The sequence below is a fragment of the Lachnospiraceae bacterium oral taxon 500 genome (assembly GCA_002999035.1).
Lineage (GTDB): Bacteria > Bacillota > Clostridia > Lachnospirales > Vallitaleaceae > W11650.
On record CP027241.1, the window covers coordinates 1,409,819 to 1,422,908 of the forward strand.

Genomic DNA, 13,090 nt, shown 5'->3' on the forward strand with positions numbered 1-13,090 from the left:
GATAGCTCTGGTGGGGCCGCCGTCCGGCCAAACCGGACGGCTTAGTCCCTTTTGGCGACATTAAATCGTAAAAATACCAAGCGCGGCGCCGATCATGGAGATAATCAGCGTACCGAGAATAAGATAATTCATCTTGACCTTTTTGACCTTCATCAGATAGTACATGATTCCCACGGCGGCGACGGGCAGGAGCGAGGGCATGATACTGTCAATTTGTTCCTGTACACTCAGTATAACATCACCGCTGGTGAAATTCAATCCGCAACGCAGTTTTACCACGCTGGGAATCAGGCAGCCGACAACGGTTAGGCCCAGAATCGAAGCGGCTTCGGTGAAGACATTAATTTTTTCGCCAAATCGGGTGATGAACTTTACACCTTGAAAATATCCGACTTCGACCAGACGCACGCGGATAAACCATAAAGCAGCGCTGAACAGCAGCCAGATCGCCAGACCGGCCACGCTGCCTTTTAGGGCCATATACGCGGCGATCGAACCAAAGATGGTGGGGATCATGATCCAACCGATCGTGTCGCCGATACCGCTTAACGGTCCCATCAGTCCGACTTTTAAATCCTGAACGGCGTCCAGTCCCTCCAGGCCTTGGGTATCCTCAATCGCTAAACTCGCGCCTAATAAGAGTTTGGCCAGCCAGGGCATACAGTTAAAATATTTAAAGTGGTTGTTGAGAGATTTTTTATAGTCCTCATCGTTGGAATAAATCTTACGTAAAGACGGCGCCAGAGCATAAACGACCGACGGCGCTAACTGCAGTTCATATCCGTAAGTCGAGATACATGTACTGATCCAGCGATAGGCGGCATTTCTTAAATCTTTCTTTTCCAGAACCTGTTTATTCATCTTCCAGCCCTCCTTCTACTGTGACAACGGTTTTCATTTCCTTGATTTTCTGTTGATAAAACAAAAGCGCGCCGGCGATCCCGATCAGGGCGACGCCTAAGACCGGCACCCGCAGATAAGCAGTTAGTACAAAGCCGATCAGCAGATAAGCAAAATACTTGGATGTCGGCATATAGGTCAGCAGCATGGTAAGACCGACCGCCGGCAGTAAGCGGCCGGCAATGGCAAGACCGGTCGTGAACCAGGTGGGCAGAGTATCGACGATCAGGGATACGACCGCAGTTCCTAAGGTAACCGCCAAAAATGTGGGGATGGCGCTGGTCAGCATCATCATAATCAGGGAAAGCCGGATGGTCCGGTTCATGGCCTTAAAGTTTCCGGCGTTACAATAAGCTTGCGCCCGGCGGCCGATTACACCGTTAATCAGCTTGGCGGTAATATCCAACTGCACAAACAGCAGCCCGACGGCAATTCCGGCAGTGAGCCCGATTTCAACACCGGCGCCGGTGGAAATAGAGATGGCCGTGGCGATGATAGCGGCCAGCGGATAATCAGGTGTGCTTGAACCACCGAGAGCGGCTACGCCCAGTGACATCAGCTGAAGCGTTCCGCCTACGAATAATCCGGTCTGCAAATCGCCCATGACAAGCCCGGCCAGCGCTCCCCAAAAAACACTGTTATGATTGACCAGCTGCGTACTCTGCCGATCAAGCGCTCTAAGCGCGGCCAGCAAGGTGATTAAAATAATTTGAATTGTATTCATACAAATCCCTCCTTGTAGTCAGAGTTTTATTTTTCCGTAAAAACTTCCTTTTTGTCGGCCGGTGTATACTGGATATAGATCGGTACGCCTTGTTTGGCGATGGCGGACAGAACCGGCTCGTCTTCCGGGGTCACAGCGTATCGGGACGACAATTTCCTTCCGGCGGAGGTATTTCTGGACATGCCCAAAACCAGCTCACCAATGGTTTCGCCTATATCCAGCAGTTTTTGGAGCAATTTCGGATCCTCCGTAATCAAAAAGACCGTTTGGCCATCATATTTATGCGCTTTAAAGTTGGCCAAGGCCGTTTCTTCGGAAATAATCGAGCAGGCGACTCCGGCCGGCTTGCCCAGACGCATACTGTCCTTTAATAAGGGATCATCGGCTGTCTTTGTGTCCACAACCATAATCCTTTGGGGATTATAATGCGGAGCCCATTGTGTTGCCACGATCCCATGCAGCAACCGGTAATCTAAACGTGCGCCAACAATACTCATGATAATACCTCCTTTTTTACACTCAACTTTCTGCTTTATACAGTTTCTTTTGTCAGATAGTGGTAATGATCGCCCGCCGGAATAAATGTGCAGGGAATATCCGCTTCAATCGCTTGGGGGAGGTAGGTCGTCATATATTCCATGCCCGGCTCTTCGACATTAAAATGCCCCATGCCGATAATGGCCGTGCTGTCATCCGTCAGACTGGCGTCCCTAACATATTCAGCCAGAGTAAAATCGACGATTTCCATGGTCAAAAAGCAGTCTGCTTTGCCGGCGGCTGCCAGTCCGATCGCGAACTTCGCATCTCCGAGGACATGGGGAGGAATGGAGAGGCGGGAGACTTTTTTGGCCGGATTTCCCATGATTTTGACTCCGTTCAGCTTTAACCGCTTGGTCAGAAACTTTGCCAGTTCCTCCACCGATATCGCGGGAATGGTATAGGATAAAGGCTTTACCTTTTTCGGATCGGGAAAATTATTTTCACCCGCTGACAGAGTAATCTCTTCCGAGACGGCCTCATCAATATACGGGAGCCAGCCCAGTACGCTGGCCAAGCCGTAAAAGATGCCGTCGGCATATCGGCCGCCGCTGATCGGAATACCGGAATGGACATAGTCGTGGTTGCGCCAGACGACGATACCATGTTGCTTAAGCAATGCTGCCTTATGGCGATAAACTAGGTTATTCTGTTCTTCCAGCCAGTCGGTATGATCGCCGTGATTCCAGAATAACGCTTCATGGCAGATGATCAGGTTTGCCCCTTGCCGGATTGCTTCTTTTATCACATTGACATGTGCCCAGCAGGTAGTAACGATGCCGGTGCATTCCACTTCCGGATTGCCGAAGAGGATTTTATCCCTAGTGATTTCCTCATTAATCGGCTCCGGTCCTTCTGGCCCGTTCCAATATCCGTAATGATATTTTTTTACTTTTTGGATTACTTCCGATATTTTCATCCCTATCCTCCTTCCGGTAATTTTGTCATGTTGACAAGAACTGTTTTTGGTGCTCCTGTATCTTGTAGTTATAATATACAAAAGTCGGCTAGTAAAAACAAGCGTTACGCAGCATTTTCGTCACTCGCCCACTGCTTTTCAAACATTATTTAGCGTTTTTCAACACTAAGCAGGGAACAGTTTACAGTGATCCGGCAGAAAGGGATCGGCCTTTCCTTTTGTGTTTGTGCGTCCGCAACTTTCTGCTGCTAAAAGGCAAAGCGTTTTTATCCCAAGCGCGGCGCGATGACAGGTAATCGGCCAAAAAAGCGATTCGGGCGAATAGGGGAAAGTGCAGATAGTAGATGGCAATATTTATTTGATTTGCCATCTGCTCTCGGTATAATATAACTGTCACGCCGGGGAGCGACCGGTCAAGCAGAACGCGGCAAGCGTTCTGCGAACAACAAATATCGAAGCGCTGCGTGCTTTTGCCCGGGCGGGCAACCTGCCCAAAGGTTTCGCCTTTCTGTCACAACTGCGAGAAGCGTTTCATGTTTCCGCGCCGGTGGGCGACTGGCCAAGTAGAATGTGAGTAAATAAAAGAACACTCTATCGGATAGCGAATAGACGAAAGGTGAATAATAAATAGAAAGCAAAAAAATATGCCGTGAAAATCAAAGTTTGTATTATTCCTTCAAAAAAAATTGACGCAACAATATTTTGGCAAAATCGGGGAAATATGGGATAATAAAAAAGGAGGAAGTGAAATGACGGAAAAAAGCCTTGAATTATTGTTCTTTTTGATCAGTGTTCCGGCCGGAGCGGAGTTGCCGAGGTTGGCGGCGCAGTTTCAATTATCAGAAAGAAGAATTTATACCTTGATTGAGGAAATAAAAGAATTTATCAAGGCCAGCGATTATGGCCGATTGGATAAGCAGGGCAATAAATATCAGGTGCAGCTAAAAAGTAAAGAAAAATTAAAAGAAATTCTGCTCGACCGGGCAGTGATTTGTCGCCTGTCAAGTCTCCGTCAGTTGGAAATGCTGATTACGATTATCGGAAGTGACAGCGAGGCAGCCGTCCGAGACTTAGAAGCCCAATTTGCCGTTTCCCGAACGGTAATCAAATCCGATTTGGATGAACTGCGCCGGCAGGCGGAAGCTTATCAGGCTGAGTTGCAGCTGCTGCCGTTTAAGGGGATTCGGCTGGAAGCGCCGGAAGGAAACTTGCGCAAAGTTTTAATCTCATTATTTGGAGCGGCAATTAAAGACTGCTGTTTAAGCGGGATGGATATTTTAGCTATGATTTTAACAGAATTGGAAATGTGCCGGCTCAAGGACATTATTCTTTCGGGGGAAGAAAGTATTTTAAAGTTTATTCCCGATCAGCTGCTTAGCTATTTTGCGGTGTGTTTGGGCGTGACGATGGCGCGGATTCGGGACAATCATCTGATCCCACCCGGATTTTCCGGAGAGGCGGAAATGCATGAAACCCGCTTTGCGGAACAACTGCTGTTTAAGATTACCGGCTTAAAAAAAGAATGGAGCAGCAAACGGGCGGAGACGCTTTTTTTGGCGGAGCTGATTGCCGGGATTCCCAAAGTTGATTATCCGCTGGAGGACAGCCATAAAACGGATTGGATTTTTTTCCAGATTTTGCTGAAAAAGTTTATCAAAGCGATGGCGGATTATCTGCATTTTCCTTTTTTACGGGATGGAAAGCTGTTTCGGGGGCTGTTGCAGCATTTATATCCGGCGTATATCCGGATGCGCAACGGGCAGATGATTGAAAATCCGATTTTTTCAGAAACTTTGCAGGCATATTCTCTGGAATATCATGCCGTTAAACAGCAAGTTTATCTGTTGGAAGAAGGCCTGAAGGTGAGCTTTACCGATGAGGAATGTGCCTACTTAACGCTGTTTTTTGCAGCGTCCAGAAAGCGGGAGGAAAAAAACGAAAGAAAATTGCTGAAGGTTCGGATTGTATGCTCGGCGGGAGTCAGTACCTCGTATCTTTTGACCGCGCAATTAGAGAACCTGTTTTCGGTGGAAGTGGTGGGTGTCAGTTCACAAAGAACGGCAGCCGAGGATATACACAAAGAAAGAGCTGATTTTATTGTATCGACGGTTGATTTAACGATTGATCAGGATTATATCAAGGTCAGCCCGATTTTAAGCGAAGCGGATATTCAGCTTCTGGCGGCTTACTTTAATGGCTTTCGGGAAAAAATCAAAATTAAGCCGCTATTGCAGATGATTGAAAAATATGCCGTCATCATTGATCAGGAAAGTTTGACGGAAGAATTAAATGATTATTTAAATCAGGAAAAAACAGGAAAGGAAAAAGAAGAAATTATGCTGAAAGAAATATTAACCGAAAGCTTAATTGAGCTGAACTCACCGGCAAGCAGCAGAGAAGAGGCAATTATCGCAGCCGGCAATCTTTTGCTGGCAAGCGGGCTGATTGAAGAGCGATACATTAAGGCTATGCTCGAAAATGTGGAGAAAAACGGAAATTATATCGTAATTGCTCCGGGAATTGCTATGCCGCATGCCAGACCGGAAGAAGGTGCTAGGCAAATCGGTATGAGCATTGTTACTTTGGCACAGCCCGTAGTATTCGGGCATAAAACCAATGATCCGGTTCGGTTGGTCATTGGCCTGTGCGCGGTTGATCATGAGTCGCATTTAAAAGCCTTGGCGGAGCTGATTGAGTTACTGATGCAGCCGCAGGCGGTAGAAAATATTTTAAAAGCAAAAAGTAAAACGGAAGTGCTTCATTATTTAGTGGGAGGTGAAAACAATGATTAAAATTGTAGCGGTTTGCGGCGCGGGAGTTGGCAGCAGTGTTATGCTGCGGTATTTTATTCAAAATATTTGCGAAAGCAGGGATATTGACGCGCTGGTAGAGACCTCGGATATTGGTTCGGTTAATCCGGAGGCGTATGATATTTTGGTGACAACGTCGGATTTTGCCGATTTGCTGCGCAGCAGCGGAAAATGTCAAATCATCAGGCTGGACAACTTGATGGATAAGGCTTATTTAGAAAGCGAACTAATGAAAGCAATCAGTCAGGAGGGATAAGATATGGGAATTTTGTTGTATATCATTAATAATATTTTATCACAGGCAGCATTTGTAATTGGCCTCGTAGTAGTAGTCGGAATGCTGGCTCAGAAAAAAAGCGGAGAAAAAATCATAGCCAGTGCGTTTAAAGCCATGATCGGCTTTACGTTGATTAATACCGCCGGTCAATCTCTGGGCATGGCACTGCTGCCGCTGCAAACCATGTATACCAAGATTTTCGGTTTAACAATGGATAAGGTTGATATCAACAGCGCTATTCCGGAAGGCTTAGCGGGGATCGGCATGGAAATGGCGATTATTTTTGCCTTGGGATTTTTGATGAATATAGTCATTGCCCGGTTGACGAAGTTTAAATATGTTCATTTATCGCCGCATGTTTCTTTCTTTTACGCGGGCCTGATTGCGGCGCTGCTTAAATACGGAACGGGCTTTAATACGATTATGATTATTGTGGTTGGCTCGATTATTTTAGGCATTTATTTGACGGCTTCCTGCGCTTATGTGGCGCCGTGGATGAAAACGGTCAAAGGCGGAGAAGGCTTTACGCTGGGTCATTCCAGTTCTGTCGGCATCCTGATTTCTTCCTTGCTGGCCAGAGCGCTGGGCAATAAAGACAAGGATTTGGAGGCCACCAATTTCCCCAAACGGTTGAACTTCCTGCGGGAAATGACGATTGCGCTGAGTATTGTCATGACCTTGCTGTTTATGGTTTCCTGCTTGCTGGCCGGGCCGGCCTGGATCAGTGAAAATGTCAGCGGCGGCCGGGATTTTGTAACCTATTCGCTGCAAAACGGAATTGTTTTCGGAATGTGGATCACGGTCATTATTACCGGTGTGCGGATGATGGTTGGGGAAATTATTCCGGCCTTTCACGGCTTTGCGGACAAGATTATTCCAAACGCGATGCCGGGTTTGGATATCCCGCTGCTGTTTCCCAATTATCCGGTATCGGTAATTGTCGGATTCTTAAGTAGTTTGGTTGCCGGCTTTTTGGGAATGTGGATTCTGGCGGCGCTTAAATATCCGATTATCGTTTTCCCGGCGTTGATTCCGACTTTCTTTACCGGAGCGATTACCGCAATTTTTGGCAATGCCAATGGCGGCCGGCGCGGAGCGGTGATTGGTTCCTTCGTCAATGGATTGATTTTGATTTTCGGTCAGGCCTTTTTGTTGCCGATGGTGGGAAGTTATCAGGCTATCATGCGGATTCTGGCGGAAACGGACTATGCTTTTTATGGACCGCTTCTGGGCTATTTGCTTAAATTGGCCGGATTATAGGTTTAGTGTAAAATGAAAAAGATTGTATTTTATATACCGTTTTTTTATCCGGATGAAAACAGGTTTTATCAGATTTTGGATTTGTTTGCCGACCGCGGAGTAGACTATGTTGAGATTGGGCTGCCGGCAGAGGATCCCTATATGGACGGAGAAGCGATCGCACGGGCACATGCGGCGGTTTTGCGGGAAAAATACGGGAAAGAGAAATATTTGGCGGCGCTGGCGGAGATAAAAAAGCGTTATCCTTTTCGGGTGGTGTTAATGGGATATTATCGGGATTTTAAGCGGTTTCCGGATTTTTGGTCGGCGCCGGACACTTATTTTGACGCCACGCTGTGTGTCGATTTGCCTCCGGAGAAAGAGGCTGGCGGCAATATTCCGATTTTTAACGAAGAAAGCAGCCGCGCAGAAATCAGGGAAAAGCTGAAAAATAAGCCTTTATTTGCCTATGTTATGAGCAGCGTGGGTAAAACGGGCAGCGGTCAGCTCCGGGATCATTATGTGGAAACCATAAAAAGAGTAAAAGCAGAGCAGGAAGTGGAGTGCTGCGTTGGTTTTCAAATCCGGACAGCGGCCGATGTTCGTCGGGTTTTAGCCGGCGGAGCAGACGGAGCGATTATTGGCTCGGAATTGCTGAAGCAGGTTGAAAAGGGCTTGGATGCGGCAGAAGATTATGTGTCGGACATTTGTCGGGCAAGGGAAGAAATACAGTAAAATTAAAAGGCGGAAAGGCGCTTAATTCGTGTCTTTCCGCCTTTGTTATTCGTTTTTTTCTTTCGGTTTATGCTTTGGATATGGCCGGTGTCCGACCGGTTTTTTGGCCCGGCGGTTTGGCATGGCGGTATAGAAAAGAGTATACAGAGTATTTGATAAAAACCATAAAACAGCCAAGCGAAGATAGCATTGAAAAACCGGCGGAATTTGGGTATAATAAAAGCAAGAGCAAAAACATAGGGAAACTTTGCCGCCTTGGCGAGACGCCCGTCAGAAGAAGGAATCAGAGGAAATAAATTGGAAAGAAAAAGAAAGACAACAGAAACGGGAAGCAGACCGAAGCAACCGCAGCCGGCCGCCAAAGAGCGGCTTCCGTTTTGGGGCATGCGGACGATTAAGACTTTAATTGCTGTTTATCTTTGCTTTGCGATTGGCATTTTGCGCGGCGTGCTGCCGTTTTATTCGGCGATTGCCGCAATTTTATGCATGAAAAAGGATGTTGATGAAGGGAAAAGAGCCGGAATTCACCGCAGTATCGGCACGCTGATTGGCGGCAGTATTGGTCTGTTGTGCCTTTTGCTGTTCCGGCGGCTGGACATGACGGAGTTTGGCTGGCTGCATTTTTTGCTGATTACGCTGGGTCTGGTGCCGGTGATTTACAGCATTGTTGCGTTAAAGGCCAAAGAAGCGGTTTATATCGGCTGTGTCGTATTTTTAAGCGTCACGGTTTCCCACGGCGGCGATGAAAAGCCGTATTTATTCGCGGCTAACCGGATACTGGATACTTTTATCGGCATTGTCACCGCACAGGCCGTCAACCGTATTTTGCCCAGAGGCCGGGAGGAATAATTTGGTTGAGCGGGCGGGTTGGCGGATAGCCGCGCCGCCAATTAAGCAATGTATTACGCGTGGCACGGCTAAGCCGCAGAAAGGAGCACGAAGTGACAGCAGAAATGAATCAGGAAAAAGAAGCGCAGGCGTTGGCGTTCGCGCATCTGCATTTACACTCGGAATACAGCCTGCTGGACGGCTCCGGTCGGATTAGCGAGATTATCAGCCGGGTCAGGGAACTGGGCATGAAAAGCGTGGCGCTGACCGACCACGGCGTCATGCATGGAGTGATTGACTTTTATAAAGAAGCGAAAGCGGCGGGGATCCATCCGGTGCTGGGCTGCGAAACCTATGTCGCCCCCCGCAGCTATTTAAAAAAAGAAGGCAAGCCCGATGCCGCCAATTATCATTTGGTGCTGCTGGCGGAAAATCAGCAGGGTTATCAGAACCTGATGAAATTGGTATCCTTTGCCTATATGGACGGCTTTTACTACCGGCCGCGGATTGATTTAGCGCTGCTGGAGCAGTATCACGAGGGTTTGATCGGCCTGAGCGCATGTTTGGGCGGGCATATCTCCCAGTTGATTTTGCAGGGTGATATGGCCGGAGCGGAAAAAATGGCGCTGGAATATCAGCGGATTTTTGGCCGGGGCAATTATTTTTTGGAAATTCAAAATCACGGCTATGAGGAACAAAAGCAGGTCAATGCCGCGCTGCTAAACATTGCCCGTAAATACGATATTCCGATGGTGGCTACTAATGACGCCCACTATATTTACCGGGAGGACGCAGCGGCGCATGATGTGCTGCTTTGTATTCAAACCGGCAAGAAGCTGGCCGATGAGGATCGGATGCGCTATACCGGCGGCCAGTTTTATATTAAATCGGCTGAGGAAATGTACGCCAATTTTGATTTAAATATACCGGAGTTTCGGGCAGCACTGGAAAATACCGAAAAGATCGCTGACCGCTGCCGGGTGGAAATTGAGTTCGGCCGGCTCAAGCTCCCCCGTTTTGCCGTCCCGCCGGCCTATACGGCGGCCGGTTATTTGCGGGAGCTGTGCGAGCGGGGCTTAGCCGAGCGCTACGGGCAGGAGCAGGAGAAACACCGGCCAAGGCTGGAATATGAATTGAATGTCATTGAAACAATGGGCTATGCCGATTATTTTTTGATCGTGGCTGATTTTATCCGCTTTGCCAGAGAAAAGGGAATTATGGTCGGGCCGGGGCGAGGCTCGGCGGCCGGAAGTTTAGCGGCTTATGTTCTGAAAATTACCAATATTGACCCGATTCGCTATCAGTTGATTTTTGAGCGTTTTTTAAATCCGGAGCGGGTCAGCATGCCGGATATTGATATTGATTTCTGCTATGAGCGGCGGCAGGAAGTGATTGACTATGTGATTGAAAAGTACGGTACCTTGCAGGTTACACAGATTATCACGTTTGGAACGATGGCGGCGCGGGCGGTGATTCGCGACGTCGGCCGGGTGATGGATATTCCCTATGCCGAGGTCGATAAGGTTGCCAAAATGGTGCCGATGGAACTGAAAATGACCATTGACAAGGCACTCAGTATGAGCCATGAATTAAGCGAGCTGTATGCCTCGGATATGACCATCCGCCGGCTGATTGACACTTCTAAGCGGCTGGAGGGGCTTCCCCGGCATGCTTCGACCCATGCCGCCGGCGTGGTTATCTGCGACCGGCCGGTCTACGAATATGTGCCGCTGTACGCCAATGACGGCGTTTTGACGACGCAATTCCCGATGGGGACGCTGGAGGAGCTGGGGCTTTTAAAAATGGACTTTCTGGGGCTGCGCACGCTGACAGTGATTCAGGACGCGGTGAAGGAGATTGAAAAGAGAGGGATTTCGCTGGATATCGACCGGATTGATTTTGCCGATCCCAAGGTATTTGCCCTGATTTCCGCGGCCAAGACCGACGGTGTGTTTCAGCTGGAAAGCGCCGGCATGAAAAACTTTATGCGGGATTTAAAACCCCAGAACTTAGAGGATATCATTGCCGGGATTTCGCTTTTCCGGCCGGGGCCGATGAGCTCGATCCCGACCTATGTCAAGGCGCGGCACCACACCCAGGCGGCGAGCTATATCACGCCGGAGCTGGAGCCGATTTTGCAGCCGACCTACGGCTGTATCGTTTATCAGGAGCAGGTTATGCAGATCGTCCGGGAGTTGGCCGGGTATACCTACGGGCGCTCGGATTTGGTGCGCCGGGCGATGTCCAAGAAAAAAGACGACGTTATGCTGAAAGAAAGGCAGAACTTTATTTACGGCAACGCCGAAGAGGGGATTGAGGGCTGTTTGGCCAGGGGCATATCCGAGCAGGCGGCCAATCAGATTTATGACGATATGGCTGATTTTGCCCGGTACGCCTTTAATAAGTCTCATGCGGCGGCCTATGCCGTGGTGGCCTATCAAACCGCTTATTTAAAGGAATACTATCCGGTTGAGTTTATGGCGGCGCTCCTGACTTCGGTCAGTGCCAATCCCGGTAAAACAATCGACTATATTTTGAGCTTAAAAGATTTGGGCGTTGAAATGCTGCCGCCCAATATCAATCAGGGTTACGCCAGATTTACCGCCAAGGACGGAAAAATTGTCTTTGGACTGGCAGCCGTTAAAAATGTGGGCAAGGCGATGATTGAAAGCATGGAAGCGGAGCGGGCGGCCAGGGGGCCGTTCCGCTCGCTGACCGATTACTGTAGCCGGATGGAGGGGAAAGATGTCAACAAACGGGCGCTGGAAAACCTGATTAAAGCCGGGGCATTTGACTGTTTCGGCGGCAAGCGGCGTCAGTATTTGGAGATTTACGCCAATGTCTTAAAGTCGGTGCAAAATGAGAAGAAGGAAAAAATCAGCGGCCAGATTGGCATGTTTGAATTAGATGAGACGGAAGATGTCGGTCTGATTGACATTTTGCCGGAAATGGACGAGTTTACCAGCAGCGAGCTGTTGGCCATGGAAAAAGAGGTCATCGGGCTGTATGTCAGCGGTCACCCGCTGATGGATGACCGGGATTTATGGGAAAAAACGGTGACGCTTTCCGCCCGGAGCTTTCAGCCGGAGGAGGAAGAGGGCGAAGCCGAAGCGCCGGTGCTGCCGGCCGAGGGACGGACGGAAGTCGTGGGCGGGCTGGTCACGCATTTATCCAAGACTTTTACTCGTAATAATGAAGCAATGGCATTTGTGGAGATTGAGGATTTTTTCGGAACGATTGAGGTTGTTTTTTTTTCCGCGCGATTATGCCAAAGCGCAGGCACTGCTGGAAAAAGAAAATAAAGTTTTTGTCAAAGGCCGAATCAGCTATCAGGGCGATAAGGAAATTAAGCTGATAGCCGCGCGAGTCTGGAGCTTTGAGGAAGAAAGCAAAAATCCGCACCGGCGATCGGCGATATCGGCGCCGGTAGAAAGCCTTGACCGGTCAGGGGAAAGCCGGAAAAATCAGTCCGGCCGCCGGAGGGAAACAGCAGCCGGAAGCGGCAGGCAGAACGAGGAAGAGTCCGGAAAAGCCATCCCAAAGCTGTGGCTGGCGTTTGAAACCGAAGCCGATTATCAGGAGCGGGTCAGGGAAATCGGTGAATTGGTGCGGGAATATGCCGGTCAGACGCCGGTGATTTTATACATTAAAGAAAGCGGACAAAAAAAGAAAGCCCGCGCCGGAGCGGAGCTTTCCGACCTGCTTTTGGTGCAGCTTTACAGCCTTTGCGGGATGGATAATGTGAAGATTCAGTAAAGGCTGGAGAGGCGGACGACAGCCATTTAATAGGCGAAGTTTGGCTGCCGTTGTGTACCTCTGTTGGTGGCAGACGGGAAATGGAGGGAGTTATGGCGATGTTATCAGAATATGATTTAAAAACAGGCTTGCCAAAGGATAAGGGTTATTTGGAATGCGGTCTGCCGGATTTTTTGCGGCAGTCCATCCGTATCATGGAGGAAGCGTGGGAAAAACTGGATAACGGTGTGGAGTATCTGCATTGGGACGGCGATTATTGCAGCCTGCAAACCGACATCAATAACGCCGAGGTTAATCAAATCATCAGTCCAGAGCAGGCGTGGTATCTTAGAGAAAAGTATTTAAGAATGGAAAGGGAGTGAGGG

The 13,090-nt window shown here is 48.8% G+C and carries 11 protein-coding genes and 1 pseudogene; 8 read left to right on the top strand and 4 right to left on the bottom strand.

The genetic code is table 11. From position 1 onward, the window contains the following. Nucleotides 1–60: 60 nt before the first annotated feature. Genes C3V36_06420 through C3V36_06435 form a run of 4 tightly spaced genes read right to left on the bottom strand, consistent with a single transcriptional unit; the run spans nt 61 to nt 3,080 of the window. Nucleotides 61–861 carry a PTS fructose transporter subunit IID gene (locus C3V36_06420; GenBank protein AVM68901.1) on the bottom strand — a complete coding sequence of 267 codons (801 nt, stop codon included), beginning with the start codon at nt 859–861 and terminating at the stop codon, nt 61–63. Next, nucleotides 854–1,624 carry a PTS sugar transporter subunit IIC gene (locus C3V36_06425; protein AVM68902.1) on the bottom strand — a complete coding sequence of 257 codons (771 nt, stop codon included), beginning with the start codon at nt 1,622–1,624 and terminating at the stop codon, nt 854–856. The genes C3V36_06420 and C3V36_06425 overlap by 8 nt, the downstream gene beginning before the upstream one ends. Before the next feature lie 26 nt (nt 1,625–1,650). Further along, the gene (locus C3V36_06430; GenBank protein ID AVM68903.1) at nt 1,651–2,121 is read right to left on the bottom strand and encodes a PTS mannose/fructose/sorbose transporter subunit IIB; all 471 of its coding nucleotides are present in this window, start codon (nt 2,119–2,121) and stop codon (nt 1,651–1,653) included. A 35-nt stretch (nt 2,122–2,156) separates the two neighbouring features. Next, nucleotides 2,157–3,080 (bottom strand): hypothetical protein, encoded by a 924-nt coding sequence (locus C3V36_06435; GenBank protein AVM68904.1) that lies wholly within the window; start codon nt 3,078–3,080, stop codon nt 2,157–2,159. A 749-nt stretch (nt 3,081–3,829) separates the two neighbouring features. Here C3V36_06435 and C3V36_06440 point away from each other — a divergent pair. From C3V36_06440 to C3V36_06475, 8 genes and pseudogenes are all read left to right on the top strand, one after another. Further along, nucleotides 3,830–5,872 (top strand): hypothetical protein, encoded by a 2,043-nt coding sequence (locus tag C3V36_06440; protein ID AVM68905.1) that lies wholly within the window; start codon nt 3,830–3,832, stop codon nt 5,870–5,872. Next, nucleotides 5,865–6,146 carry a PTS lactose transporter subunit IIB gene (locus C3V36_06445; GenBank protein AVM68906.1) on the top strand — a complete coding sequence of 94 codons (282 nt, stop codon included), beginning with the start codon at nt 5,865–5,867 and terminating at the stop codon, nt 6,144–6,146. The genes C3V36_06440 and C3V36_06445 overlap by 8 nt, the downstream gene beginning before the upstream one ends. Before the next feature lie 3 nt (nt 6,147–6,149). Next, nucleotides 6,150–7,427, top strand: a complete 1,278-nt coding sequence (locus C3V36_06450) for an SgaT protein (protein AVM68907.1) — start codon at nt 6,150–6,152, stop codon at nt 7,425–7,427. 12 nt (nt 7,428–7,439) lie between these two features. Next, nucleotides 7,440–8,141 carry a hypothetical protein gene (locus C3V36_06455; protein ID AVM68908.1) on the top strand — a complete coding sequence of 234 codons (702 nt, stop codon included), beginning with the start codon at nt 7,440–7,442 and terminating at the stop codon, nt 8,139–8,141. Continuing rightward, nucleotides 8,114–8,437 (top strand): hypothetical protein, encoded by a 324-nt coding sequence (locus tag C3V36_06460; protein AVM68909.1) that lies wholly within the window; start codon nt 8,114–8,116, stop codon nt 8,435–8,437. The genes C3V36_06455 and C3V36_06460 overlap by 28 nt, the downstream gene beginning before the upstream one ends. A gap of 1 nt (nt 8,438) precedes the next feature. Then, nucleotides 8,439–8,990, top strand: coding sequence for an FUSC family protein (locus C3V36_06465; protein AVM68910.1), 552 nt, complete (start codon nt 8,439–8,441; stop codon nt 8,988–8,990). Between the two features lie 131 nt (nt 8,991–9,121). Beyond that, a pseudogene (locus C3V36_06470) lies at nt 9,122–12,725 on the top strand (DNA polymerase III subunit alpha). A 92-nt stretch (nt 12,726–12,817) separates the two neighbouring features. Then, on the top strand, nt 12,818–13,087 hold the full coding sequence (locus tag C3V36_06475) for a hypothetical protein (protein ID AVM68911.1): 270 nt from the start codon (nt 12,818–12,820) through the stop codon (nt 13,085–13,087). Nucleotides 13,088–13,090: the final 3 nt, after the last annotated feature.

Excerpts from the sequence above, each read along its gene's own strand:
- C3V36_06475 (AVM68911.1), top strand. The coding sequence starts at position 12,818 with ATGGCGATGTTATCAGAATATGATTTAAAAACAGGCTTGCCAAAGGAT.
- C3V36_06435 (AVM68904.1), bottom strand. The coding sequence starts at position 3,080 with ATGAAAATATCGGAAGTAATCCAAAAAGTAAAAAAATATCATTACGGA.
- C3V36_06440 (AVM68905.1), top strand. The coding sequence starts at position 3,830 with ATGACGGAAAAAAGCCTTGAATTATTGTTCTTTTTGATCAGTGTTCCG.
- C3V36_06430 (AVM68903.1), bottom strand. The coding sequence starts at position 2,121 with ATGAGTATTGTTGGCGCACGTTTAGATTACCGGTTGCTGCATGGGATC.
- C3V36_06450 (AVM68907.1), top strand. The coding sequence starts at position 6,150 with ATGGGAATTTTGTTGTATATCATTAATAATATTTTATCACAGGCAGCA.
- C3V36_06420 (AVM68901.1), bottom strand. The coding sequence starts at position 861 with ATGAATAAACAGGTTCTGGAAAAGAAAGATTTAAGAAATGCCGCCTAT.
- C3V36_06445 (AVM68906.1), top strand. The coding sequence starts at position 5,865 with ATGATTAAAATTGTAGCGGTTTGCGGCGCGGGAGTTGGCAGCAGTGTT.
- C3V36_06425 (AVM68902.1), bottom strand. The coding sequence starts at position 1,624 with ATGAATACAATTCAAATTATTTTAATCACCTTGCTGGCCGCGCTTAGA.
- C3V36_06455 (AVM68908.1), top strand. The coding sequence starts at position 7,440 with ATGAAAAAGATTGTATTTTATATACCGTTTTTTTATCCGGATGAAAAC.